The organism is Streptococcus dentiloxodontae (assembly GCF_053206925.1).
On the sequence record NZ_JBRUHR010000016.1, the window covers coordinates 1 to 23,438 of the forward strand.

At 39.9% G+C, this 23,438-nt stretch carries 28 protein-coding genes; 20 read left to right on the plus strand and 8 right to left on the minus strand.

Annotation, left to right across the window (positions count from 1 at the left end):
- Positions 1-304: 304 nt before the first annotated feature.
- On the plus strand, positions 305-1,078 hold the full coding sequence (locus tag ACVRZ8_RS07960) for a carbonic anhydrase (RefSeq protein ID WP_447448787.1): 774 nt from the start codon (positions 305-307) through the stop codon (positions 1,076-1,078).
- A gap of 59 nt (positions 1,079-1,137) precedes the next feature.
- Here the strand turns inward: ACVRZ8_RS07960 and ACVRZ8_RS07965 are convergent, their stop codons facing one another.
- Positions 1,138-1,605: a COG2426 family protein gene (locus tag ACVRZ8_RS07965; protein WP_447448788.1), complete on the minus strand. Its 468-nt coding sequence runs from the start codon at positions 1,603-1,605 to the stop codon at positions 1,138-1,140.
- A 155-nt stretch (positions 1,606-1,760) separates the two neighbouring features.
- On the opposite strand from ACVRZ8_RS07965, the gene ACVRZ8_RS07970 reads away from it, so the two are divergent.
- Together ACVRZ8_RS07970 and ACVRZ8_RS07975 are read left to right on the plus strand one after the other, a co-directional pair.
- Positions 1,761-2,216, plus strand: coding sequence for a CtsR family transcriptional regulator (locus ACVRZ8_RS07970; RefSeq protein ID WP_447448789.1), 456 nt, complete (start codon positions 1,761-1,763; stop codon positions 2,214-2,216).
- Positions 2,217-4,664: an ATP-dependent Clp protease ATP-binding subunit gene (locus ACVRZ8_RS07975; protein ID WP_447448790.1), complete on the plus strand. Its 2,448-nt coding sequence runs from the start codon at positions 2,217-2,219 to the stop codon at positions 4,662-4,664.
- Positions 4,665-4,774: 110 nt separating this feature from the next.
- On the opposite strand, the gene pbp3 is transcribed toward ACVRZ8_RS07975, so the two are convergent.
- Positions 4,775-6,025: a D-alanyl-D-alanine carboxypeptidase PBP3 gene (gene pbp3, locus ACVRZ8_RS07980; protein ID WP_447448791.1), complete on the minus strand. Its 1,251-nt coding sequence runs from the start codon at positions 6,023-6,025 to the stop codon at positions 4,775-4,777.
- Positions 6,026-6,271: 246 nt separating this feature from the next.
- Between pbp3 and pnp the strand changes: the two genes are divergently transcribed.
- The 8 genes from pnp to rlmB all read left to right on the plus strand — a co-directional run bounded on the left by pnp (position 6,272) and on the right by rlmB (position 14,141).
- A complete protein-coding gene (pnp, locus tag ACVRZ8_RS07985; protein ID WP_447448792.1) occupies positions 6,272-8,521 on the plus strand; it encodes a polyribonucleotide nucleotidyltransferase in 2,250 nt (749 codons plus the stop codon).
- Between the two features lie 54 nt (positions 8,522-8,575).
- A complete protein-coding gene (cysE, locus tag ACVRZ8_RS07990) occupies positions 8,576-9,193 on the plus strand; it encodes a serine O-acetyltransferase (RefSeq protein ID WP_447448793.1) in 618 nt (205 codons plus the stop codon).
- A 20-nt stretch (positions 9,194-9,213) separates the two neighbouring features.
- On the plus strand, positions 9,214-9,372 hold the full coding sequence (locus tag ACVRZ8_RS07995; protein WP_447448794.1) for a hypothetical protein: 159 nt from the start codon (positions 9,214-9,216) through the stop codon (positions 9,370-9,372).
- A 150-nt stretch (positions 9,373-9,522) separates the two neighbouring features.
- The gene (locus ACVRZ8_RS08000; RefSeq protein WP_447448795.1) at positions 9,523-9,717 is read left to right on the plus strand and encodes a hypothetical protein; all 195 of its coding nucleotides are present in this window, start codon (positions 9,523-9,525) and stop codon (positions 9,715-9,717) included.
- Between the two features lie 123 nt (positions 9,718-9,840).
- Positions 9,841-11,190, plus strand: coding sequence for a cysteine--tRNA ligase (cysS, locus tag ACVRZ8_RS08005; protein WP_447448796.1), 1,350 nt, complete (start codon positions 9,841-9,843; stop codon positions 11,188-11,190).
- Positions 11,183-11,584: a Mini-ribonuclease 3 gene (locus ACVRZ8_RS08010; RefSeq protein WP_447448797.1), complete on the plus strand. Its 402-nt coding sequence runs from the start codon at positions 11,183-11,185 to the stop codon at positions 11,582-11,584. The genes cysS and ACVRZ8_RS08010 overlap by 8 nt, the downstream gene beginning before the upstream one ends.
- A gap of 340 nt (positions 11,585-11,924) precedes the next feature.
- A complete protein-coding gene (locus ACVRZ8_RS08015; RefSeq protein WP_447448798.1) occupies positions 11,925-13,283 on the plus strand; it encodes a hypothetical protein in 1,359 nt (452 codons plus the stop codon).
- A gap of 111 nt (positions 13,284-13,394) precedes the next feature.
- The gene (rlmB, locus tag ACVRZ8_RS08020) at positions 13,395-14,141 is read left to right on the plus strand and encodes a 23S rRNA (guanosine(2251)-2'-O)-methyltransferase RlmB (protein WP_447448799.1); all 747 of its coding nucleotides are present in this window, start codon (positions 13,395-13,397) and stop codon (positions 14,139-14,141) included.
- 67 nt (positions 14,142-14,208) lie between these two features.
- Here the strand turns inward: rlmB and ACVRZ8_RS08025 are convergent, their stop codons facing one another.
- Complete coding sequence (locus tag ACVRZ8_RS08025) at positions 14,209-14,421, minus strand: hypothetical protein (protein ID WP_447448800.1); 213 nt, start codon at positions 14,419-14,421, stop codon at positions 14,209-14,211.
- A 137-nt stretch (positions 14,422-14,558) separates the two neighbouring features.
- On the opposite strand from ACVRZ8_RS08025, the gene ACVRZ8_RS08030 reads away from it, so the two are divergent.
- The 9 genes from ACVRZ8_RS08030 (at position 14,559) to rpsI (ending at position 19,890) form a co-directional block, all read left to right on the plus strand.
- Positions 14,559-15,047 carry a hypothetical protein gene (locus ACVRZ8_RS08030; RefSeq protein WP_447448801.1) on the plus strand — a complete coding sequence of 163 codons (489 nt, stop codon included), beginning with the start codon at positions 14,559-14,561 and terminating at the stop codon, positions 15,045-15,047.
- Entirely contained in the window at positions 15,040-15,558 is a 519-nt protein-coding gene (locus ACVRZ8_RS08035) for a hypothetical protein (protein WP_447448837.1), read from the plus strand. The genes ACVRZ8_RS08030 and ACVRZ8_RS08035 overlap by 8 nt, the downstream gene beginning before the upstream one ends.
- Positions 15,555-15,749: a helix-turn-helix transcriptional regulator gene (locus ACVRZ8_RS08040; protein WP_447448802.1), complete on the plus strand. Its 195-nt coding sequence runs from the start codon at positions 15,555-15,557 to the stop codon at positions 15,747-15,749. The genes ACVRZ8_RS08035 and ACVRZ8_RS08040 overlap by 4 nt, the downstream gene beginning before the upstream one ends.
- Positions 15,750-15,824: 75 nt before the next feature.
- Positions 15,825-16,685, plus strand: a complete 861-nt coding sequence (locus ACVRZ8_RS08045) for a DegV family protein (RefSeq protein ID WP_447448803.1) — start codon at positions 15,825-15,827, stop codon at positions 16,683-16,685.
- A gap of 148 nt (positions 16,686-16,833) precedes the next feature.
- Positions 16,834-17,613, plus strand: a complete 780-nt coding sequence (locus tag ACVRZ8_RS08050) for a CPBP family intramembrane glutamic endopeptidase (RefSeq protein WP_447448804.1) — start codon at positions 16,834-16,836, stop codon at positions 17,611-17,613.
- Positions 17,614-17,631: 18 nt separating this feature from the next.
- The gene (locus tag ACVRZ8_RS08055; protein ID WP_447448805.1) at positions 17,632-17,817 is read left to right on the plus strand and encodes a DUF6440 family protein; all 186 of its coding nucleotides are present in this window, start codon (positions 17,632-17,634) and stop codon (positions 17,815-17,817) included.
- A 258-nt stretch (positions 17,818-18,075) separates the two neighbouring features.
- On the plus strand, positions 18,076-18,837 hold the full coding sequence (locus ACVRZ8_RS08060; protein ID WP_447448806.1) for a CPBP family intramembrane glutamic endopeptidase: 762 nt from the start codon (positions 18,076-18,078) through the stop codon (positions 18,835-18,837).
- Between the two features lie 186 nt (positions 18,838-19,023).
- A complete protein-coding gene (gene rplM / locus ACVRZ8_RS08065) occupies positions 19,024-19,470 on the plus strand; it encodes a 50S ribosomal protein L13 (protein ID WP_018166606.1) in 447 nt (148 codons plus the stop codon).
- Between the two features lie 27 nt (positions 19,471-19,497).
- Positions 19,498-19,890, plus strand: coding sequence for a 30S ribosomal protein S9 (rpsI, locus tag ACVRZ8_RS08070; RefSeq protein WP_447443415.1), 393 nt, complete (start codon positions 19,498-19,500; stop codon positions 19,888-19,890).
- Positions 19,891-19,999: 109 nt separating this feature from the next.
- Here rpsI and ACVRZ8_RS08075 read toward each other — a convergent pair whose 3' ends face one another.
- From ACVRZ8_RS08075 to ACVRZ8_RS08095, 5 genes are all read right to left on the minus strand, one after another.
- Positions 20,000-21,220, minus strand: a complete 1,221-nt coding sequence (locus ACVRZ8_RS08075; RefSeq protein WP_447448807.1) for a tyrosine-type recombinase/integrase — start codon at positions 21,218-21,220, stop codon at positions 20,000-20,002.
- A 55-nt stretch (positions 21,221-21,275) separates the two neighbouring features.
- Entirely contained in the window at positions 21,276-21,548 is a 273-nt protein-coding gene (locus ACVRZ8_RS08080; protein WP_447448808.1) for a helix-turn-helix domain-containing protein, read from the minus strand.
- A gap of 140 nt (positions 21,549-21,688) precedes the next feature.
- Positions 21,689-22,021, minus strand: coding sequence for a type II toxin-antitoxin system PemK/MazF family toxin (locus tag ACVRZ8_RS08085; protein WP_447448809.1), 333 nt, complete (start codon positions 22,019-22,021; stop codon positions 21,689-21,691).
- Positions 21,999-22,313 carry a toxin-antitoxin system protein gene (locus ACVRZ8_RS08090; protein WP_447448810.1) on the minus strand — a complete coding sequence of 105 codons (315 nt, stop codon included), beginning with the start codon at positions 22,311-22,313 and terminating at the stop codon, positions 21,999-22,001. The genes ACVRZ8_RS08085 and ACVRZ8_RS08090 overlap by 23 nt, the downstream gene beginning before the upstream one ends.
- A gap of 57 nt (positions 22,314-22,370) precedes the next feature.
- Positions 22,371-23,435: a phage tail tip lysozyme gene (locus tag ACVRZ8_RS08095; RefSeq protein WP_447448811.1), complete on the minus strand. Its 1,065-nt coding sequence runs from the start codon at positions 23,433-23,435 to the stop codon at positions 22,371-22,373.
- Between the last annotated feature and the right edge of the window lie 3 nt (positions 23,436-23,438).

A 23,438-nucleotide genomic window follows, 5' to 3' on the forward strand; every position in this document is an offset into this window, starting at 1 on the left:
ATAGGAATCTTTCTAATGATGGTTTTGTCGCTTTTCATTATAAGTCATATGGGACTTTTTGTGTATACACTCAAAAAGCCCTATAATATCTGAATGAGATTTACCCACTACAGATATTATAGAGCCCTTTTGTTCCAGCCTTGATTTTTTGAGATAAGAAAAAAATGAAAACTTGAAAAGAAAAACCTAAAATATATTGACAATTCCTTAGATTAGCAGTAAAATACAGCAGATTGGGGTTCTGGGAGCTATAAGTATGCTCTTTCTTGTAAGGAAATTGCTTTAGTGGAAGGAAGGAACAGGGATGAAAAAAAGAGTCATCTATTTTACCGTATTTTTAGTCTTAATAGCATGCGGCCTTGCTGTATTTGTTGGAATCCAATCAAAAAGCACAGCCTCTAAGGAGGTTAAGTGGGGTTATACAGGTTCAACTGGTCCAGAACATTGGGCAGAATTGTCTGAGGATTATGAGCTCAGCAGAGATGGTAAGGAGCAGTCTCCTATTAATATTACCAATGCTGAGGATGTTGATTTACCGGAACTTGATCTGAACAGTAAACCATCAGAAGCCAGTGTTGAAAATAATGGTCATACCATTGAGGTAAGCTTTAAGAAATCAAATAATACTCTGACGATCGGTGATGCTGTTTACAAACTCGAACAGTTTCATTTCCATGCGCCGAGTGAAAATGAAATTGATGGCAAGACCTATCCGCTTGAAGGTCATTTTGTTTACAAAACCGATGACGGAAAGATCACGGTTATTTCTGTGCTTTACCAATACGGTGAAGAAAATCAAGAATTAAAGCAAGTCTGGGATAATATGCCTAAATCTGTTGATAAAGAAAAGGAGCTCCCTGATACTGTTTCCGTGGATAAACTCTATCCTGAAAATAAAGATTATTATAATTTTGAGGGTTCCTTGACAACGCCGCCATGTACTGAGGGTGTTAACTGGATTGTTTTTAAAAATCAAGAAACTATTAGTAAAGAACAGGTCGAAAAATTCTCTAAAACCCTTGGATTTGACAACAATCGGCCTATTCAGGATACAAATGGACGTGAGATCAAAGAATAACTTCTAGAAGTAATGAAGTTAAGACACTAAAAAAGCTGAGTTGCTGCTCAGCTTTTATTTTATGAAAGAAAGGCTTCCAGACCTAGAAGTGTCAGAGTTCCCATGATAATGCCGGCTAAAATAACGCCTAGCATAACAGCAATGATGCTGCGTTTGAAGTCCCAGTCTAAAATAGAGGCTGCAAGAGTTCCTGTCCAAGCTCCGGTGCCCGGAATAGGGATTCCAACAAAGAGCAAAAGTGCCCAGAAAACTCCCTTATCTCCAGCCGCAGCAGAAAGTTTAGAACCTCCGCTGTGCCCTTTTTTCAAACACCAGCTGAAGAAACCGCCAATAAAAGGCTTATCTGCTCCCCATTCCAAAACACGGCGGGCAAAGAAAAAGATGATAGGAACAGGCAACATGTTTCCAATGACACCAATAACAAGGGCCTGCCACATAGGAATCCCTGTAGCAACAGCGTATGGCACAGCTCCTCTAAGTTCAATAATAGGTACCATAGAAATGAGAAATGTAATCAAGTAGTTCATGAAGTTCTACCTTTCTGTAGGATCTCATCTATTTTATCCTACCAAGGGGCAATCTGGCAAGAGAAAATGATTAATCTATTCCTCTTATTTTGCTTGCTTCTATTTTTTTGTTATAATAATAGTCAGTTATAGTCAAAGTGGACAGGAGACAGGATATGGCAAGAAATACTTCAGATAGTATTGAAGAATATATCAAAAAATTACTTTCTCAATCAGGAATTGCAGAGATTCAAAGATCAAATTTGGCAGATACTTTTCAAGTGGTTCCAAGTCAGATTAATTATGTAATAAAAACGCGCTTTACGGAGAGTCGCGGTTATATTGTTGAAAGTAAACGTGGCGGCGGTGGCTATATTCGTATTGCCAAGGTGCGCTTTTCTGATAAACACCATATGCTTAATGACTTGCTGAATAACTTAGGAAGTCAAGTAAGTGAACATGTTTTTACTGATTTTATACAGTTGCTTTTTGATGAGGGGATTGTCACAGAGCAGGAAGGCAATCTGGTTTTGGCAACAGCCAGTGATGCTGTTCTTGGTGAAGAGGCTCCATTTATCCGCTCGCGCATGCTTCGCAGTCTCTTGCTGCGCTTAGATAGAAAAGGAAATTAAATGACACAATATTCAACAAAAATGCAGGCAGTTTTTCAGGTGGCTCAAAGACAAGCAGAGCGTTTCAACAGTGCTTTTTTAGAGACCTGGCATGTTCTTTTAGGGCTAATCGCAGTGCCTGGCTCGGTTGCTTATTTGGCTTTTATGGATTTTGAAGATAGGGTTCGGCCGGAAGAGATTGAAGCAGCTGCCGTTTTGGTTATGGGAACTGATTCTGTTAAAAATGAAGGTTCAGACGTTACGGAATTTCGAGCGCAATCTCGTGCTCTGACAGAAATCTTGGAATATGCGACAGCTATTGCTCAAGTAACAGATGCTCAGGAGGTTGGTTCTGAACATGTACTAATGGCTCTTTTACTTAATAAGGATTTAATGGCTGCTCAATTGCTGGAAATTGCAGGTTTTGGATTCAAAGATGATAGCGAAGAGCTACGTTTGCTGGACTTACGTCGGTCAGTGGAGCGTTATGCTGGTTTTTCCAAGGCAAAAATTAGGGAAATTTATGATCTGCGCAAGGCTGAAAAGACCAAAAGTGGCAGCAGCACGTCTTCTCTGGCGCAGCCACAGGCCTTTACAGGAAGCTTAGTTGATTTCACTCGTGATCTAACAGCAATTGCTCTTTCGGGTAAATCAGATCCCGTTATTGGCAGAGATGAAGAAATACTGCGTATAATTCAGGTGCTTAGCCGCAGAACTAAAAATAATCCTGTGATTGTAGGAGATGCCGGTGTTGGTAAAACAGCATTGGCTTTGGGACTGGCTCAGCATATTATATCTGGAGAGGTGCCCTTTGAACTAGCTGATATGCGCGTACTTGAATTGGATATGATGAGCGTGGTGGCTGGTACTCGTTTTCGTGGTGATTTTGAAGAGCGCATGAATAAAATTATTGCCGATGTTGAAGAAGCTGGCAATATTATTCTCTTTGTTGATGAAATGCATACCATTATGGGGTCAGGAAGCAGTATTGACAGCACTTTAGATGCGGCTAATATTTTAAAACCGGCCCTTGCTCGAGGAACCCTGCATATGGTTGGAGCAACAACTCAGGATGAATATCAAAAGTACATTGAAAGAGATACTGCCTTATCTCGCCGGTTTGCTAAAATTATTATTGAAGAACCAAGTGTTACAGATACTATTACTATTCTAAAAGGTATTCGTCAGACTTATGAAGATTATCATCACGTAACCATCACTGATCAAGCTTTAGAGACAGCAGTAAAAGCAGCGCACCGCTATTTAACAGCAAGGCGCCTTCCTGACTCTGCTATTGATCTATTAGATGAGGCTAGTGCTACGGTTCAGGGCAAAATCAAAAAGGAAGCCAAACAGGCTTTAACGCCAATGGACGAGGCTTTAATAAGTGGCAATATGAAAGAAGCAGTCCAGCTTTACAAGGCCAGTCAGACACCCCAGTCTATCAGTCCAGCTCTTGTTGATGAAGACCAAATTATGCAGACGCTCAGTAAGCTATCAGGTATTCCTGTCGAAAAAATGACTCAGGCAGACAGCAAAAAATACCTTACTTTGGAAAGCGAACTGCATAAGCGTGTGATTGGCCAAGATGAAGCGGTATCGGCAATTAGCCGTGCTATTCGCAGAAATCAGTCCGGTATTAGAACAGGTAAACGTCCAATAGGATCTTTTATGTTTTTAGGGCCTACTGGAGTTGGTAAGACTGAACTTGCTAAGGCTTTGGCTGAGGTGCTGTTTGATGATGAATCTGCGCTTATTCGTTTCGATATGTCTGAATACATGGAAAAATTTGCAGTTTCACGTCTTAATGGTGCTCCTCCAGGCTACATTGGTTACAATGAGGGTGGAGAACTGACAGAGAAAGTACGCAATAAACCTTATTCTGTCCTTCTCTTTGATGAAATTGAAAAAGCGCATCCAGATGTTTTCAATGTTCTTTTACAGGTTCTTGATGATGGCGTTTTGACAGACAGTCGCGGCCGTAAGGTTGATTTTACAAACACCATTATCATTATGACATCCAATCTGGGTGCAACAGCATTGCGTGATGATAAAACTGTCGGTTTTGGAGCGCAAGCATTAGCTAATAATCATGCAAACATGGAAAAACGTATTCTGGAAGAGCTGAAAAAGACCTACCGTCCAGAATTTATCAACCGTATTGATGAGAAAGTAGTCTTTCATAGCCTGCGGGAAGAAGAACTTCAGGCTATCGTTAAGCTTATGGTTGCCCCACTGGTTGCTGCTTTGGCTGAAAAAGGCAGTACTCTCAAATTCCAGCCAGCGGCTCTTAAGCGACTGGCCAAGGATGGTTACGATGTTGAAATGGGGGCTCGGCCACTGAGAAGAACCATTCAAACTCAGATTGAAGATCAGTTATCAGAGTTAATCCTTTCGGGTAAAGTAACTGCTGGTCAAACTCTGAAAATTGGGGTAAAACAAGGTGAGTTCTATTTTGATGTCAGTTAGACGGTTTCGTTTATCTTTTAAATTTACAGCGGTCGAATCAAAGCATTCGGCTGCTTTTTTGTTCAGAAAAATCTGCACGAAAAAACCAAGCTTGAGGGCTTGGTTTTTGGTTACAGTTTTTCATTGATGAAATTGACAAAATGATTCCACCAAACTTTTAAGAAGCTGCTTTTTTGAACAGATTTTCCAGCTGTTAGTTTGACACTTGGTGCATTTTCAAGGTAACCAGTTCCGATGAGATCGGGATCGTTATAGGTTGCTGTGCCTACCTGAGTTCCTGTTGTGACAGGAGCAGTAATTTCCTTGGTTGACACCTTGATTTGGCTGTCATTTTTAGTACCGATTTTTTGAACGATTTTGAGATTAGATTGGGCAACGGCTGGAACAGTTTTAGCTTTTCCGTCAATGATAGATGCGCTGCTCTTATTAATAGTTTCCCCCTTTTTGACGGCTGTCTTGATTTCCCAATTCTGAACCACATAATTTAAGAGATCATTCGTTGCAGAAAAACGAGCATAATCATCAGTATCGCCATTATCAGCATGCAGGATAACCGTGATAATACTCATGCCATTTTCTTTGGAGTGGGCCACAAAGGATGCCCCTGCAAGCTCAGTAGTCCCTGTTTTAAGACCATCAACTCCTTCACGGGAATAACTCTGGTTTTCAAGCATGTAATTCCAAGTATTCATAGCGGTGCCATCAAAGTCCATCTCTGTCTGTTTAGTAATATCTAGAACTTCAGGAAAGTCATTGATGAGGTGTTGAGCAACAATAGCCACATCAAGGGCACTCATCATATTTTCATCACTTGAGCTTGATCCAGGATAAATATTATCGCCTAAATAACTGTTGTTAAGCCCAGAAGCATTGACTAGTTTGGCATCCGTAATTCCCCACTTTTTGAGCTGGTCGGACATCATATCAACAAATTTGCTTTCAGTGCCGCCTATTTTTTCAGCTAAAGCGATGGCTGCACTGTTGGCGCTGGCAACAAGGGCTGCATCTACCAGTTGTTTGACTGTGTATTTGCGCTTTTCCATGGGAACATTGGAAGCATCAGAGTTGGCTGTTAAATCGTAAGCATAGTCTGAAATATCCACATTGGTATCCCATGTTAAAGAGCCTTTTTGAATCTCTTTGTAGACCATGTAGACGGTTAGGATTTTAGTAATAGAAGCAATGCCAGCAGCGGTTGTGGCATCTTTCTCGTAAAGAATTTTTCCAGTTGTAGCTTCAACAGCAATAGCATGGTCTGCTGCCGCATTAAAAGCTGTTTCGTTTTGTTCTTCTGCTAAGACTGGGCTGCTCCAAGCAAAAAGCATCAGAGCAATCATTAGGAGGCTAAGTAGTTTTTTCATTAATATATCCTTATTGTGTCATTAAAAGTATATTATACCACAAAGCTGGGTAAAAAATCTTAAGTCTGACCAAGATAGCGAAAAGTCTATTTTTGAGCTCTGCCATTTTCCTTGAAAATATGATAAAATAGGAGCGATACCAACTTAATACAAAAATGAGGCCGGAAGCCTTCTAGCTTGATTTTTGTAATCCGCTGGTATCATATTGAATGGATAATGTCCAAATTATGAGAGGTATCTTAATCTATGGCGAAACAAACCTTTGAAATGACTTTTGCAGGGAGACCTTTAATTGTTGAGGTTGGTCAGGTTGCTAAGCAGGCTAATGGTGCAGTTGTAGTTCGATATGGCAAATCAACAGTCCTATCGGCTGCGGTTATGTCTAAAAAAACAACGACCAGTGATTTTTTTCCTTTGCAGGTTAATTACGAGGAAAAAATGTATGCTGCTGGGAAATTTCCTGGAGGTTTTAATAAGCGCGAAGGGAGACCATCAACAGATGCGACTCTGACTGCCCGCCTGATTGATCGTCCTATTCGTCCGATGTTTGCTGAAGGATTTCGTAACGAAGTTCAAATCATCAATACAGTTTTGTCCTATGATGAAGATGCTAGTGCGCCTATGGCGGCTATGTTTGGGAGTTCTCTAGCTCTGTCTATTTCTGATATTCCATTTAATGGTCCGATTGCAGGGGTTCAAGTGGGGTATTCGGCAGAAGATTTTATTATTAATCCAAGTGCTGCCGATAAAGAATTATCCTTGCTTGACCTCACTGTTGCGGGATCAAAAGATGCTATCAACATGGTAGAGTCTGGTGCGCAGGAATTATCTGAGGATATTATGCTGCAAGCTTTGATAAGAGGACATCAGGCGATTCAAGAGCTGGTAGATTTTCAAAATTATATTGTCGCGGCAGTAGGTAAAGTAAAAACCAGTGTTGAACTTCTTCAAGTAAATCCTGCTCTTAAAACCGAAATTGAAACCGCCTTTCATGATCAGCTGGCTCAGGCTATTCATATTGAAGATAAATTGAAACGAGAAGCAGCAACTCAGGCTGTAAAAGATGGCGTTTTAGCTTTATATCAAGACCACTATAGTCAAGATGTTAATCTTGAGGCTATTTTACGTGATGTGGCTGAAATACTGGAGCAAATGGAACACGCGGAAGTTCGCCGTCTGATTACAGAGGATAAGATTCGTCCAGATGGCCGCCGAGTAGATGAAATTCGTCCTTTAGAAGCTGAAGTAGATTTTTTACCGCAGGTGCATGGTTCAGGTCTTTTTACTCGCGGACAGACACAAGCCCTATCTGTCTTGACTTTGGCACCTATGGGGGAAGCGCAGACTATTGATGGTTTGGATCCCGAATATAAAAAACGTTTTTTACACCATTATAATTTTCCGCAATATTCAGTTGGTGAGACAGGCCGCTACGGGGCGCCAGGCCGTCGTGAAATCGGACACGGTGCTTTGGGAGAACGTGCCTTAGCCCAGGTTTTACCTAGCTTAGAAGACTTTCCCTATGCTATTCGTTTAGTAGCAGAGGTTCTTGAGTCCAACGGTTCTTCTTCGCAGGCTTCAATTTGCGCAGGGACGCTTGCTTTGATGGCTGGTGGGGTACCAATCAAGGCACCTGTTGCCGGCATTGCCATGGGTTTAATTTCGGACGGCAGCAATTATACCGTTCTGACAGATATTCAAGGTTTAGAAGATCATTTTGGTGATATGGATTTCAAGGTGGCTGGGACACGTACTGGAATTACAGCTCTGCAAATGGACATCAAAATTTCAGGAATTACAGCAGAGATTCTTGAAGAGGCCCTAACTCAGGCTAAAAAAGCTCGTTTGGAAATTTTAGATGTAATTGAAAAAGCAATAGCAGAGCCAAGGCCGAATCTGGCTCCAAGTGCTCCTAAAATTGACAGCTTACAGATTGATGTTGACAAAATCAAAGTAGTTATTGGTAAAGGCGGTGAAACCATTGATAAAATCATTGAGGAAACCGGCGTTAAAATTGATATTTCAGAAGAAGGGCTGGTTCAGATTTACTCAAATGATCAGAATGCTATTCAAAAAGCCAAGACTATTATCACAGATTTGATACGTGAACCCATTGTAGGAGAGATCTACTCGGCAGCTCAGGTTGTTCGTATCGAAAAATATGGTGCTTTTGTTCATCTGTTTGGACATAAGGACGCTTTGGTGCATATTTCAGAATTAGCTTGGAAGCGCACAGAGCGTGTTGAAGATGTTGTGAAAATTGGTGACAAGGTTGCAGTCAAAATCCTTAAAATTGACGATAAAGGACGTGCAGATGCTTCAATGAAGGCGCTTATTCCTCGTCCGCCTAAATCAGAAGGTGAAAATGCCAATCATAAGGAACATAAACGTTCAAGCAAGTCTCGGCATAAAAAAGGACATGATAAACGGTCTGATAAAGTTTCAGCTGAGCTTGTTTCACAAGATACAGAAAAACAAGAAAAACGGATTAACTGATGGGGTATAGCTGAACGCTCAGCACTTGAAATAATCAAAAAAGAGAGGAACGTTATGGGTTGGTGGAAAGAAACGATTGATATTGTGAAAAAAAATGATCCAGCGGCCCGTACGTCTCTGGAAGTTCTCCTAACTTATCCAGGAGTTAAGGCGCTGGCTGCTCATCGTCTGTCGCATTTTTTATGGGAACATCGGTTTAAATTACTGGCGCGAATGCATAGCCAGTTTTGGCGTTTTTGGACTCAGATTGAAATTCATCCAGGTGCTGAAATTGCAGAAGGTGTTTTCATTGATCATGGTTCGGGACTGGTTATTGGTGAGACGGCTGTTGTTGAAAAAGGTGCTATGCTTTATCATGGCGTTACCTTAGGCGGTACAGGAAAGGATGTGGGAAAGCGCCATCCGACCGTCAGAAAGGGTGCTTTGGTATCGGCACACGCTCAGGTAATTGGACCTATTGAAATCGGAGAAAATGCTAAGGTCGGGGCGGCAGCTGTTGTTGTTTCAGATGTCCCTTCAGATGTTACTGTTGTTGGTGTTCCGGCTAAGGTTGTCCGTATTCATGGACAAAAAGATGAAGTTGCCATTCATGAAGTTGAAGAAAGCCGCGAATATTATACCTCAAAATTAGAAGAACTCCGCTACGAGAGTCTGCATTCATCACATCTTTAGTAAGGGAAAGCTAATGTAGAATGAAACGGTTATTTACCAACAGAGTCACTCGGCTGACAATTCTGGGACCTTTGGCTGCTGCAATTATTGGTTTGCATCGTGGCAATTACAGTATGGCTGTTCTTTGGACTCTTGTTGCGATTCTTTGGACAGGCTTAGTTTATAAACAGAGACGCTAAAAAATGCAGTTGTTAAGGCCGCTGTTTAATTTACTCTTATCACTCTCTTTTAATGCAGTTATCTGCCTTATCAGAATGATGCATGTGATGTAAAGTTATAGATTTCCCTTATAATCTCGAGATTTTTTTGAAAATGCAGGAGAATAATAAATGAATAAAAAAACATTTTTGAAAAAGAACTGGTATCTTATTTTACTGGTTGTTCTAAGCGCCATCAATGCTGTGCTGAGAATTATTGTTAACTTTGATACATACACTCTAATTTGGGTGATTTTTACCCTTGCTTTGATAGTTTTGCTTTGGCGCAAGGCTAAAAGGGAGATGAACCAGTCTGATAATGGTTGATAGAAGATTTGTTTATAATACATATCCTTAGGAAACTCGAAAAAACAAGTATTTCAATTATTTTAAAAGAAATCAGACGATTTAGTTTGCTGAAAAAGTCTTTTGAAAGAAATAGGAGAGCCTATGATTAAAATTTATGATACGATGACCCGATCGCTGCGTCATTTTGTTCCTATCCATGAAAATACGGTTAATATGTATGTCTGTGGGCCAACGGTCTATAACTATATTCATATTGGGAATGCTCGATCAACGGTGGCATTTGATACTATTCGCCGCTATTTTGAGTATAGTGGTTATAAGGTCAATTATATTTCCAATTTTACTGATGTAGATGATAAAATCATCAAAGCAGCAGCTGAGGCTGGTCTTTCTACCAAAGAGTTATCAGATAAATTTATTGCTGCATTTATGGAGGATACAGCAAAGCTTGGAATCAAACCTGCTACTGAGAATCCCCGTGTCATTAACTATATGAATGAGATCATCGCGTTTGTACAGGTTTTAGTAGATAAAGGCTTTGCCTATGCTTCTGCGGGTGATGTTTATTTCCGTGTCTCAAAGTCTGAGAATTATGGGAAATTAGCCAATAAAACGCTGTCTGAACTTGAGGTTGGAGCAAGTGGCCGCATAGACAGTGAGACAGAACTTAAAGAAGAACCCTTGGATTTTGCTCTTTGGAAATCAGCTAAGCCAGGTGAAATCTCATGGGAGAGCCCTTGGGGAGCGGGACGTCCGGGCTGGCACATTGAATGTTCTGTAATGGCAACCAGCATTTTAGGAGATACCATTGATATTCATGGCGGCGGAGTTGATTTGGAATTCCCGCATCACACCAATGAAATCGCTCAATCTGAAGCTAAAACAGGTAAAACTTTTGCTAATTATTGGATGCATAACGGTTTTGTCAATGTAGACAATGAAAAAATGTCTAAATCTCTCGGGAATTTCGTGACAGTGCATGATTTGTTAAAGACGGTTGATGGTCAAGTACTGCGCTTCTTTTTGGCGACCCAGCACTATCGCAAGCCTATTAATTTCACCGAAAAAGCGATTCATGATGCCGAGGTTAATCTCAAATATCTGAAAAATACTTATACTCTGCCAGTACCAGTAGGCCAAACAGCTGACGCTGCCCGATTAGCACAATTCGTTGATGCCTTTAAAGAAGCCATGGATGACGATTTCAATGCGGCCAACGGTATTACTGTTGTCTTTGATATGGCTAAGTGGATTAATTCTGGTAACTATAATCAGACGGTCAAAGAAACTTTTGCTAAAATGCTGGCAGTCTTTGGTATTGTTTTTGAAGAGGAGGTCTTGGATGAGGATGTTGAAAGATTGATTGCTAAACGTCAGGAAGCGCGTGCCAATCGCGACTTTGCTAAAGCAGATGCTATCCGAGATCAATTAGCAGAGCAGGGGATTAAGCTTCTTGATACCAAGGATGGTGTGAGGTGGACACGTGACTAAGCCGCTGGATGTTAATTTAATAAATGGAATCGCCCTAGCTTTTGAAGGGGATGCGGTTTATTCCTTATACATTCGCCGTCACTTGATTTTTAAAGGTCAGACCAAGCCCAGCCAGCTGCACCGCCTCGCAACTCATTATGTATCCGCTAAGGCTCAGGCTATGCTAATTACTGCTATGTTAGAAGCTCAGCTCTTAACCGAAAAAGAAGAAGATATTTATAGGCGTGGGCGCAATGCTAATAGTCATACCAAAGCTAAAAATACGGACATTATCACTTATAAAATGTCAACAGGCTTTGAAGCTGTCATGGGTTATCTTCATATGACTGGCCAAATCGAACGTCTAGAAGAATTAATTGAATGGTGTATCAAGAAAATTGAAACAGAGCAGTAAAAATCTCCCAAAAGGGAGATTTTTTATGTAGATGGGAATTTTCTCTCTTTTTTCTAATTTTTGATTGATAACTAAAATCTTTGGCTGTTATAACAAAGGGAAAGAGATGATTTCAGAAAAATTAAACTAAATTTGTGTTGCGTTATTTTTTATTAAAAAAATGTAACAAAGCCTGTTTTAACAAGGTTTTCTAATGAAACTAATTTGACATCTGACAATGCGGCACGTTATAATGATTGATAAGAGATAACGGGAATGAAGGGGGTGAGTAGGTATCAGCAAAAAGAAAGTCTTTTACACAACAATTGCAGCAGTTATTTTATCAAGTGCTGCGGGGCAGGTGGTATATGCAAACGATTTGCAGGGCAATGATGTGATCAAAAATGATGGAGATTATGTTCAACCGTCAAGCACATCAGAAACTGCTTCGACTGAATTAGTGATTTCTGAAACACTTGAAGAGTCAGCTATAAGTTCGGAAGCAAGCACGGTAAGCATGTCGGAACAGTTCGTTGCTTCATCTGAAACGAGCGAGAGTATTTCTGGAGTTGATACCGCTACTTCCGAAGTAAGTACGGAGACATCTGAGTTCTACGCTTTACAAAATGATGACAGTGCTTGGACAAGTGAATCTGCTAGTACTATTTATGCAAGTTCTGAAAAGACAGAAGAACTGCCTCAGTCACAGTCAGAAGTGACGACAAAGACTTTTACTGTTTCTGGCACTGTTTCGACTTCGGCAGCATCGTCAGAGCTCATTGAAAATTATAATAATGTTTTGTCAACTGCAAGCACCTATACAGATACTTCTCAATATCAAAGCGAAAGTTTGACTTATACTTCAGAGGTTAGACTTGATGATGGTTCGTCATCCGAAATTACCGCACAGCCTGTATCGTCAGATAGTTATACGGTTGTAAAGCGCTATGATGACAGAGGGGCAAAAATTGAGGATGCTCCTGTTGTTACTGGGAATAAGGATACGCTTTATGTGGCTCGCGGTGATGTCTTTAACGTTCACTTTAATGTTGAAGGACAGGATATTGTCGGGCTTAATCTGGTCTTAGACGGCAATCCAGTTTATCAAGGTTATTTCATTGAAGATAAGGTAAATGAGGTGAATGCAGGGCTGGGAGATTATCATCTGGCAGAACAAACGACAGGCATTCATAGCATGACTTTTGAGCTTATAGATGCTAATAGAAATATTCACTATTTAACCCAATATTTTAGTGTCTTTAATATGGGCGAAACTCCGGTTAAACGAACGAATAATTGGTCTTATCCACCAAATAAGGGAAATTCGGCTCCCGTTATCGTAAATGTCACAGTCAATAATGCTAGAACATACAGTTACGCAACCTTGGCTGATCAGATTCAGTCAGCAGCAGTGACAGATCTAACACATGCAACGCAGGCGGGAATCCAGCAGTTGACCAGTCAATTATCGCAAGTACTAAACAGTTTAGCTGCAACTAATCCAGCAGGTACAGGCAACTCAGCTGCGAATTCCAATGCGACAACTAGAAAACAATCGGGTGGTTTCTTCCAGTCTATTGGAGAGAGTGCAGAACAGGCAGCTGAAACAGTCGCAAAAACTGTTTCAGACCCTTCAATGTTTGGAAAACAGGTTCTTGCGACAGCAACTGTGGTCTTTGTACTCTTGATTATCTATTTAGCAGTTGTCGCTTTTATCTAACTTATTTTAGCTGCTTGATAGGAATCGCAACATTAATCGGGATGTGTCAAAGAAAATCCTTGAATTTTCAAGTTTCTTTGCCACTTCCTTTTTTCGTGTTATAATGAGTTTATGAAAAATACAAAGCAAGATATGAGAGACATTGTTTATGGTATTCATGCCGTGACGGAAAGTCTTAGAGCAGGTACAGGAAATAAACTTTACATTCAAGATGATCTGCATGGCAAAAATGTAGAAAAGATGAAAGACTTAGCAGCTGAGAAAAAGGTCAGTATCTCTTGGACGCCTAAGAAGACTTTGGCTGAGATGACGAATGGAGCCGTTCACCAAGGCTTTGTCTTGCGCGTCTCTGAGTTTGCCTATACGGATCTTGACGTTCTTTTGGCAAAGGCAGAGCAGGAAGAAAATCCCCTCCTTCTTATCTTGGATGGGCTGACAGATCCTCATAATTTTGGTTCTATTTTACGGACGGCTGATGCAACCAATGTGACTGGGATTATTATTCCTAAACATCGTGCAGTCGGTGTGACCCCAGTTGTTGCCAAAACTTCAACAGGGGCGGTGGAACACATTCCTATTGCTCGTGTGACTAATCTTAGCCAGGCCTTAGATAAGCTGAAGGCTTCAGGTTTTTGGGTTTTTGGTACAGATATGGATGGCGTCCCCTCCACTCAATGGAATACCGCAGGTAAGTTGGTACTTATCATCGGCAATGAAGGCAAGGGCATCTCTGCCAATATAAAAAAACAAGTAGATGAAATGATTACTATTCTTATGGGAGGACATGTTCAGAGCCTTAATGCCAGTGTTGCGGCAGCTATTCTCATGTACGAAGTTTACCGGAATCGTCTGTCATAGATAGTAGAAAAGACCACAAGGTCTTTTTATAATGCTCTCAGGAGGAAAAATGAATATTCAGCTATGCTCAAAATCTGAGTATTTTTCTATCGGAACTTTCCTTAGGTGGCAAGAAGCGGAAGCGACCAGCTTTGTCGTTCCCCTCTTTTTTAGAAAGACCTGTGGCCTTCCCATCTCCCTTACCATATAAGCCGCTTTCTAAGGCTTTCACTACAGTGGAAAGTTTTTGTACGGTTGATAAAATCACTTTTTCTATTTTCAGGTATTGAAAATAAATCAATATAAAAGCACTTGTCAGGACATCAAGTCTATATGCAGTTATTTTTGATAAAAAGAAATTTATTTCGAACTTTTTGTAATATATACTTTACATTATGTAAAATAGTGCTATAATAAAGTCAAATAAAGGAGGAAATGATGAAAAATAAAAAGAGAATTCAATTTCAACCTGCTGGTGACGAACGCATGCAGTCCATTAATTTACAATCTTCGACAATTGGCTATTTGGTAGCCATGGTGGGACTTTTTATCAGTATGATGGTAGCCGATTTTTTACCGTCATTAAACCTTGTGCGCAATTTACTTTTTTTGACCTTTTTTGGGGCAATGACAGCCAGTGTGATATACAGTGTCACGAGAGATGGCCATCCTTTTCTAACCAAGCAGCATGAGAAAAAGGCGCGCTGGACTAGTCTGGGATTGATAATTTTAGGAATTTTAATCACTTTATTGGGGCTGTTCGGGATGGTTGCTGCTATTACTGATAAAAACGGAGTAGATATTGATGGAGCAGAAAATGGCATTAGTTTTCTTTTGTTTGGTGTGATGTCATTTTGTGAAGGAGTTATCATCTTGAGAAAGCTTATCAAAAATCAAAAGGAAGAGGAAGATGGTGATTATGCTTAATGTTTGGCTAAATTTAGTTATCTTATTTGTGATGATAGGTGCCCTAGTCTTTTTGAGAAAATATTCTAATCAAAGAGCGAGTCAAAAATACGATGAGCGTCAGTTATTGATGCAGAAAAAGGCTTATGCAGATGCTGCTTGGGGAGTAGCGGCTTTGAGTTTGGTACTGGCTATTGAAGGAGATTATCTGAAAAAATACATGGCTTTATCGTTTGTCGGCTACGCATTCCTATTTTTGGTAGTGGGTATTTTCGTTTGCAGCAGCATCTTGAGTGACGCTTATTTTTCAGAGACGATCACTAAAAGGTTTGCCTATTTCTATATTTTCATTGTGCTTTCATATTTAATTGCTACCGTTCATTATTGGATTCATGGGAGCTTTGTTTTGGATGGTCACCTCTATCTGACCGGGGAAAAAGGTTCGAGTCTTCTTGGGCTGCTTACTTTCAGTGTGATATTTCTTGTGACCTTCTATAAAATCATTCAAGATAAGAAGGGTGCAGAGGAATGAAAAATTTACGATTGAAAGCTGCTCGGGCAGGCAAAGATCTTTCCCAGCAACAGCTAGCTGACCTGGTTGGAGTAACACGCCAGACTATCTCGGCTATTGAAAAGGGAGATTATAATCCCACTATCAAACTCTGCTTAGCTATTTGTAAAAGTCTTGACAAAACCTTGGACGACTTATTCTGGGATTCTTAAAACAGTGAGGCATCGCAACAACAGCGCTTTTCTGATATAATAGACGAACAGAACATAGAAAGTATGAGAATTTCAATGGTATTTAAGATTTTAACAGATTCGACAGCTGATTTAGATGAGAAATGGGCTCAGGAACATGATGTAGAGATCCTTGGCTTAACCATTACGCTGGATGGAACGGTTTATGACACAGTAGGTAAAAATCGTCTGACGAGTGAAAAATTACTGGATAGTATGAAAAACGGCAGTAAACCAACGACCAGCCAGGTTAATGTTGGGCAGTTTGAGGCGGCCTTTCGTCATCACGCTGAAAATGGAGAAGCAGTGCTCTATATTGCCTTTTCTTCAGTTCTGTCGGGAACGTATCAAAGCAGTGTTATGGCACGAGATATGGTTCTAGAAGAATTCCCTGATACAACCATTGAGATTATAGATACCTTAGCGGCTGCTGGGGGTGAGGGTTATTTGTCTATTCTGGCAGCAGAGGCGCGTGATCAGGGTAAAAATCTCGAAGAAACGAAAACTCTGATTGCTGATATCTTGCCACGCTTACGTACTTACTTTCTCGTGGATGATTTGTATCATCTGATGCGTGGCGGCCGTTTATCCAAAGTATCTGCTGTAATGGGAAGTTTGGCTAATATTAAGCCGCTCCTCTGGCTAGATGCGACAGGAAAGTTAGTTCCCCTCACTAAAGTTCGTGGACGAAAGAAAGCCATAAAAGAAATGGTAACGCAGGCGGTCCAAGATGTTGAGCATAGCACAGCTATTGTTGCCTATGCCAATGACAAAGAAGCTGCCGATAAACTAAAGGCAGATTTGTTAGAGCACCCAGCTATCAAAGAAGTTTTAATCATGCCACTAGGTCCAGTTATTTCAACCCATGTCGGTCCAGATACCTTAGCTGTCTTTACAATTGGTAAAAATAAGCGTTAGACATAAGGCTAATTCCAGCTGCTGTAATCTTCAGGAATTAGCCGATTTTTTATCTGGATTGATTCACAAGGCAGATGTCACGTGGTTGCAGGTTTGATATTGTTTTGTTATAATGATACAAAAGCAACCGACAAGCAAAGGACGTCTTATGGAAAATTCAATTATCCAAAACCAAAAGTGGAATCCTTATCTGGTGACTATTTCTTTGACTTTATTTGCTATAGTGTTATCCAGATCTTGTGGCTTTTTGATAGGTGGTTTTGTTAATGGTATGCTGTATGAAATTACAAAGTTTATTATTATGTTTCTTGTTTTTTATCTGATTAATCAACGATTTCTCAAGGTAAAAACTCCCATCTACTCTAAAGAAGTATCTTTTAGAAGTCAGGCAATGGCTGCTTTTGCAGTGATTCTGATTGTCTGTATTTTGCTATTAGGAGCAGTTGTAAATTACCAACCTAAAAACCTTCTTCCTGCTTTAGAAACTGGTCTGACTACAGGTATACTTGAAGAATACCTATTCAGAGGATTTTTTATAGGCTATTTTCTGCAGACAGAAGAACTAACAGCTGGTCGTATCCGAATAGCCGTTTTCTTTACGACCCTGTTGTTTGCCTTAACTCATCTAAATACTATCACTGTATTTTCACTTTCGTATTCTCTCTTACAGGTTTTTGGGACGGGTGTTATAGGACTTCTTTCAGGAGCTGTATATGTCAGAACCAAGTCTCTTATTTGGGGGATTCTGTACCATGCTATTTGGAACTTCAGTGTTATGATTATGCACAGAATGGAAACGACGCAGCAATCAGTGAATCTGGTAGATGCGCTTCAAAAAGCGGTTCCTTTGTATGCTATCTGCCTGCCAATCGTCCTTTTTTTGCTACGAACTAAGAAGCTTAGGGAAATTCACCCGATAAAAAAATAAAACAGAAAGGAAAATTTTATGGCTCAAAAAAGATTCGAACGCATTTACAATCAAGGTGCGGTAACAACAACAGAAATTTTTGTTGATCGGGAGACGGGAGTTCACTATTTATTTCATACCAGCGGTTATGCCGGTGGGTTGACTCCTTTGTTGGATAAGGATGGCAAGGTGGTTGTCTCTCCTGTAGACGATAGCATTTTTTAGAAAAAATTCTTGAAAAATCTATGAAACAGTGCTTACCTTAAAGGCAGTTTTAAATCTTTTGAGAGGCAGTATTTTTTATCCTATTTATCGAAATGCTTGCCCTGTAAATACAAATGATTTTAAAGAGCTTGTATTGGCGAAGTAAAATTAGGCAGTTTAATGAGGCTTGATTTTTTAGATTAGAGAGAAAGAGACTCGTTCTTGATTTATAGTGTCATTGTTTTACAATAAAATACAATCAGAGAGGTGCTTGAATTGATGGAAAAAAATAAGAATCCTTATCTTATAGTTACTGGTCTTATGTTGCTTATCCTTTGTATTAATGCCTTTTGTCACTTTGTACTTGAGGGTTTGGTAGGTAATGTATGGCGCACAGCTATTCAGGATACATTGCTTGTTTGTACTTTTTATTTCTTAAACAAACGCTATTTGAAGGTGACGACTTCGCTTTACTCAAAGGAAATTTCTTTTAAACAGCAGTTTTCAGCGGCCTGGTTATGTGTTTTCATCATCGTATCTTGTCTTGCGGGAGTGTTTCTCGATTTTCGTGCTGATCGTCTATTAACTGCCCTGACAATAGGTCTGTTTGCCGGAATTGTGGAAGAATATGTTTTGAGAGGGATAGTTTTGGGTTATTTGATGCAGAGACAGTCGTTAACGGTTGGGCGCATCAGGATAGCCCTAATAGTTTCTTCCTTCTTCTTTGGTCTCCTTCATCTTTTAAATATCAGCTCCCAGCCTCTTGTTGGTACGCTTATTCAAATTTTAAATACTGCAAATTTTGGGCTGTTCGCTGGTGCTGTTTATCTTAGAACAAAATCTCTAATTTGGGTAATGGCGGAACATATAATCTATGATTTGGCAATTACGATGGCTGGAGGGATGGAATCTTCATCTGCTTTGGGTTTGATTGGCATAACAGTCTGGGCTCAGCTGGCACTTGCTGTTCCGTTGGCTATCTTTATCCTGCGCCCTAAGAAATTGTCAGAGATTTATGATCTGAGCTCTTACAAAGCGTAAAAAGCCCTGCTATTTTCAAAAAAATAAAAAAACAAGCCTAAACCACTTGACCTAGGGCCTGTTTTTTTGGTACTATGATAGGCGGTATTGTTTACCCCATTTGAAAGGCCCCGGAACCTTCCAAATACTCTGCGGACCGGAACATCCGCAACATGTAAACATCAACGAATTCGTATAGGAGAACTCATGAACAAAACAACATTTATGGCTAAACCAGGCCAAGTTGAACGCAAATGGTACGTTGTTGACGCAACAGATGTACCGCTTGGACGTCTTTCTGCAGTAGTTGCTAGCGTACTTCGCGGAAAAAACAAACCAACATTCACACCACACACTGATACTGGTGACTTTGTCATTGTTATCAATGCTGAAAAGGTGAAATTGACTGGTAAAAAAGCAACTGATAAAATTTATTACACGCACTCAATGTACCCAGGTGGATTGAAACAAATCTCAGCTGGTGAACTCCGTTCAAAAAATGCTGTGCGCTTGATTGAAAAATCAGTTAAAGGCATGCTTCCACATAACACTCTTGGACGCGCACAAGGTATGAAGTTGAAAGTCTTCGTAGGTAGTGAGCACACTCATGCTGCGCAACAACCGGAAGTACTTGATATCTCAGGTCTTATTTAATTCTAAGAGGAAAGGAGCATTATTATAATGGCACAAGCACAATATGCAGGTACAGGCCGTCGTAAAAACGCTGTTGCACGCGTTCGTTTGACACCAGGTACTGGTAAAATCACAGTAAATAAAAAAGATGTAGAAGAATATATTCCACACGCAGACCTTCGTTTGGTTATCAACCAACCTTTTGCAGTAACTTCAACTGAAGGTTCATACGACGTTTTTGTTAACGTTGTAGGTGGTGGATATGCTGGTCAATCAGGTGCGATCCGTCACGGAATTGCACGTGCACTTCTTCAAGTAGACCCAGACTTCCGCGATTCACTTAAACGTGCTGGTCTTCTGACACGTGATGCACGTATGGTTGAACGTAAAAAACCAGGTCTTAAAAAAGCTCGTAAAGCTTCACAATTCTCAAAACGTTAATATCTGCTATATATCAACGTTTCAAGCACTCAAGAGTTTACCTCATGGGTGCTTTTTTGTGCACTTTTTTGAAAAACTCACCTCAAAATTTACCTTATTTTTACCTTATTCATTTTTTGAGTTTTCGGTAAGCAACTTCACCAGCACTTAAAGAAACAACATTTGAGGTGTTGACATAAATGCGTGTTGTACTCAAATCACTGTGTGTCAATGCTTCTGAAATAGATTTTAAAGACATACCAGCTTGTTTAGCGAGGGTAGCTCCTGTATGGCGTAACATATGAGGAGTAGCATGCTTCAGGTTTTTGTGACGCCGCTCTACTGACTTCATCTTATTATTAAGATAATCAGCATGCAAAGGACTATTGATATTGCCTTTAGTATCAATATAAGTAAATACAAACTGCTCTGGTGTTTGCATAATACCAAATTTAGCTAATTCCGACTGTTGCTGGGTCTTCCATTCTTTTAATAGAGCTATTAGCTCTTGCGGAATAGAAAAAGTCGTTTTCTTTTCTCCCTTAGTTGCTTTGACACCTTTATATTTGTCCAAAGCTTGAATTAAACTAATTTCAGAGGTGTCAAAAAGAATATGTTTCCATTGTAGAGCATAGGTTTCTGACTTGCGGTCATTTAGAATAAAAGTTGTTAAAAATAAAACATAATCTTTGAAGAATAATTTACCTTCTTCTAAATCTTTTTGGAATGCGTTAAACCATTCTTGTAACTCCTCTAAAGTAAGGTATAAATCTTCATCTCGCTTGGCTTCCTGCAACTTTATTTTCTTTGTTGCTTTGATACGCTTAATGGTTTTGGAAAGACGGTTAGTCTCAATATACTCTAGTTCTTCAGCCCAGTCAAAAATAGAATTAACATAGCTTCTAATAACTTTAAAATTTGCATATTCCTCCGCTTTAGCTGTCATTAGGTTTAGTACAACAGTCTTATTCTGGTTGAGAAATTTAATGGAATAATTCCCAAACATCGGTAAGATATGTTTTCTGAAAACGATTTCCGTTGCGTCAACAGTTGGTAAAGTAGGTGGCTTATTTGTTGAAGTAGTCTGACCAGCTTTATAAGCCTTCCACCAAACATTTTGATAAAAATCTTTAAAAAGAATATCATCATTGATGGCTTGATGAGGTAATGCTTCACCCTTTTGTATAGTATTTATATCAACTAAAAGTTGTAACTCAGCGTCTTTTGCCTCCTTTTTTGTTTTGAATCGTTTATCATAGTAGTTTCCTGAAATGCCAAATGCAGCTCTTGCTTCAGTTGGAATGTAGGTTTTTAAACGATAAGAACCGTTTGAAGTTTTTGTGATTGTCATAGTAATCTCCTTTATTACTGAGCTAGAAAATTACCATGCTCTTATTATAAAGAAATTATAGGTGATTTTCCAGCTGCACCATCCATCTACGAATGCTGTCTTTATCAAAGCGAATTGTTTTACCAATGCGAATATAAGGCAAGCCTTTTCTTATCCAAATATCAAGCGTGTTATTAGAAATGCCAAGATACTGACAGGTTTGCTTCTTATTCAAAAATGGGCTTAATTGTCCCGTATCTTCTTTTACAATTTCTATTTCATCTTTAATCAGATTAGCTATAAATAATTGAATTTCTTTTGTTTGTTCTTCTGGTAGAATTACTTGCATATTGTTTTCCTCCAAATAAAAAAGCAAGCCATGAGGACTTGCTGGAATAAGATAAAAAGAAAACAAGCTCATCACTGAACCTGCTTTCTAGGAGATTATGAAAAGTTATTTAGGATTACCTATAATATAGTGAGCTTCTCTTAAATTCCTTTTAAAAAGTTTTCAAATCTCTTTTGGTCATTTTCTGTTAATTTTCCGATTAAACGAACACGAATTAGCTCAAGGTCTAAATCATAGAGTTGCACGGTATCAATCCAAGACGGCTTAGCCAAACCCGCTTTTTTCCACTCTTTTATCTCAAAATATTTTGAACGAATATAGGGAGATTTTCTGGAATATTGGCTAGTGATACGATAAGTTCTAATAATCTCACCATCATGAGCAATCACCAAAGCGGGTCGGCGTTTTGCCCCCGTCCCATCACTATAAGCAATAGTGGCTACTAGAATATCATAAGGACTGTAGTTGTTCATGTTTCTCCTCATATTCTGGGTAATCTTCATCAAAGAAATCAGCAATCCCTTCTGGGTTAGAAGCCCTGACTTGGACAACATTTGAATGTGCCAAAGCTAATTTTTCTAGTGGATTATCAGAAATAGCAGAAGCCTGTTTTCTTAAATCAAATGGCAATCCGTTCACCTCCTTTGATTTTTGTAGGAACATGACAAAAGCGTCCCCAACAGAAGTTCCTAAAGATTTGTATAAAATGGAGACCTCGTCTAATAACTCTGAATCTACTCTTTTTTGAAACATTTTTTTAGTCATATCAACACCTCATTTGTACTTAAATTGTATGACAAATGTAGGTGTTTGTCAATATTTTTATTTTCCAATAACGTAAGTAAATTGTGAAGCTGTTGCTTTGTCAAAGGTTCTGTAGGAGACAACTCCCAGACCACCAGACGCATTTGATTCTGAAATGAGGATAGAGCCATCAGACTTAACCTGTTCTACAAAAGCAATGTGTCCATACGTTGGGTCAGCACCAGCTTGACCAGGGCTAAAGGAAATTGCCGCATGTTCCGTTGGCGTGTGTGTCGTAGTATAATCTGCCTTGTTTTGCCAATCGCCCCCATTTCCCATGTAAGGGTCAAAGTTAATGCCTAGCTCTTTGGCACGGTTATAGACAAACCATGTGCATTGTCCCCAAGGATAGGTGGCAGAGGTATAGTTAGACGTATCAATCGCCTTGGTCAAGCTATAACCATCAGGGACGCCATCAGAGGTCACTCCGCCCCCATCACGAGTGGTAGAAGTGGTTCCAGTTGTAATGGTTCCTTCAAAGATGTCGTACCATTTCTGAGCGTCTTTTTCCAGTTCTTCGGCTTTAGTTTGTCCATCAGAGAGAGCAACACCTTCATAATGTGTTGACCAATAGAGAGAAGCCTCACTAGGGTCAGTTGCTTTTTGCATTTCCGTCTTGACATTGGCATAGCTTCCGTTTAATTCAGTGGACATGAGTTGTAACTCAACATCTGAACTCAGCGTTTTAGAGCTAGCTTGAGCCCAGCGGTTACCGTTAATGGTTGACGACCAGCCTGACCACTGAAAGTAGCCAGCTACTCCACCGCTAGTATTAGCAGCTGTGGGGTCAAATCCTGATTCCCGTTCGGCTACGGCAAGACTTCCAGAACTCCCAGCAAGTGTAAAATTTTCAGTAGATAGTTGATAATTGAGAATTTTGATAACATCCTCAGCTCTTTCTTCTGAAATCTCAGCCTTGCTTGCCACTTCTTGAGCAGTTAAGGTGGTTTGTTTCCCAGTAGTTGTTGAGTCAGAACTTGTGGAAAAACCTCCGCCTGAAATAGCAGCTCCTACAATAATGATGATTAGGAGAGGAAAGAGAAGAATGGAGAGCAGAGGAAGGGCTAGATAACGTTTCTTCATGTG

Coding starts and splice junctions, on each gene's coding strand:
- ACVRZ8_RS07960 (WP_447448787.1), top strand. CDS start 305: ATGAAAAAAAGAGTCATCTATTTTACCGTATTTTTAGTCTTAATAGCA.
- ACVRZ8_RS07965 (WP_447448788.1), bottom strand. CDS start 1,605: ATGAACTACTTGATTACATTTCTCATTTCTATGGTACCTATTATTGAA.
- ACVRZ8_RS07970 (WP_447448789.1), top strand. CDS start 1,761: ATGGCAAGAAATACTTCAGATAGTATTGAAGAATATATCAAAAAATTA.
- ACVRZ8_RS07975 (WP_447448790.1), top strand. CDS start 2,217: ATGACACAATATTCAACAAAAATGCAGGCAGTTTTTCAGGTGGCTCAA.
- pbp3 (WP_447448791.1), bottom strand. CDS start 6,025: ATGAAAAAACTACTTAGCCTCCTAATGATTGCTCTGATGCTTTTTGCT.
- pnp (WP_447448792.1), top strand. CDS start 6,272: ATGGCGAAACAAACCTTTGAAATGACTTTTGCAGGGAGACCTTTAATT.
- cysE (WP_447448793.1), top strand. CDS start 8,576: ATGGGTTGGTGGAAAGAAACGATTGATATTGTGAAAAAAAATGATCCA.
- ACVRZ8_RS07995 (WP_447448794.1), top strand. CDS start 9,214: ATGAAACGGTTATTTACCAACAGAGTCACTCGGCTGACAATTCTGGGA.
- ACVRZ8_RS08000 (WP_447448795.1), top strand. CDS start 9,523: ATGAATAAAAAAACATTTTTGAAAAAGAACTGGTATCTTATTTTACTG.
- cysS (WP_447448796.1), top strand. CDS start 9,841: ATGATTAAAATTTATGATACGATGACCCGATCGCTGCGTCATTTTGTT.
- rlmB (WP_447448799.1), top strand. CDS start 13,395: ATGAAAAATACAAAGCAAGATATGAGAGACATTGTTTATGGTATTCAT.
- ACVRZ8_RS08030 (WP_447448801.1), top strand. CDS start 14,559: ATGAAAAATAAAAAGAGAATTCAATTTCAACCTGCTGGTGACGAACGC.
- ACVRZ8_RS08035 (WP_447448837.1), top strand. CDS start 15,040: ATGCTTAATGTTTGGCTAAATTTAGTTATCTTATTTGTGATGATAGGT.
- ACVRZ8_RS08040 (WP_447448802.1), top strand. CDS start 15,555: ATGAAAAATTTACGATTGAAAGCTGCTCGGGCAGGCAAAGATCTTTCC.
- ACVRZ8_RS08045 (WP_447448803.1), top strand. CDS start 15,825: ATGGTATTTAAGATTTTAACAGATTCGACAGCTGATTTAGATGAGAAA.
- ACVRZ8_RS08050 (WP_447448804.1), top strand. CDS start 16,834: ATGGAAAATTCAATTATCCAAAACCAAAAGTGGAATCCTTATCTGGTG.
- ACVRZ8_RS08055 (WP_447448805.1), top strand. CDS start 17,632: ATGGCTCAAAAAAGATTCGAACGCATTTACAATCAAGGTGCGGTAACA.
- ACVRZ8_RS08060 (WP_447448806.1), top strand. CDS start 18,076: ATGGAAAAAAATAAGAATCCTTATCTTATAGTTACTGGTCTTATGTTG.
- rplM (WP_018166606.1), top strand. CDS start 19,024: ATGAACAAAACAACATTTATGGCTAAACCAGGCCAAGTTGAACGCAAA.
- rpsI (WP_447443415.1), top strand. CDS start 19,498: ATGGCACAAGCACAATATGCAGGTACAGGCCGTCGTAAAAACGCTGTT.
- ACVRZ8_RS08075 (WP_447448807.1), bottom strand. CDS start 21,220: ATGACAATCACAAAAACTTCAAACGGTTCTTATCGTTTAAAAACCTAC.
- ACVRZ8_RS08080 (WP_447448808.1), bottom strand. CDS start 21,548: ATGCAAGTAATTCTACCAGAAGAACAAACAAAAGAAATTCAATTATTT.
- ACVRZ8_RS08085 (WP_447448809.1), bottom strand. CDS start 22,021: ATGAACAACTACAGTCCTTATGATATTCTAGTAGCCACTATTGCTTAT.
- ACVRZ8_RS08090 (WP_447448810.1), bottom strand. CDS start 22,313: ATGACTAAAAAAATGTTTCAAAAAAGAGTAGATTCAGAGTTATTAGAC.
- ACVRZ8_RS08095 (WP_447448811.1), bottom strand. CDS start 23,435: ATGAAGAAACGTTATCTAGCCCTTCCTCTGCTCTCCATTCTTCTCTTT.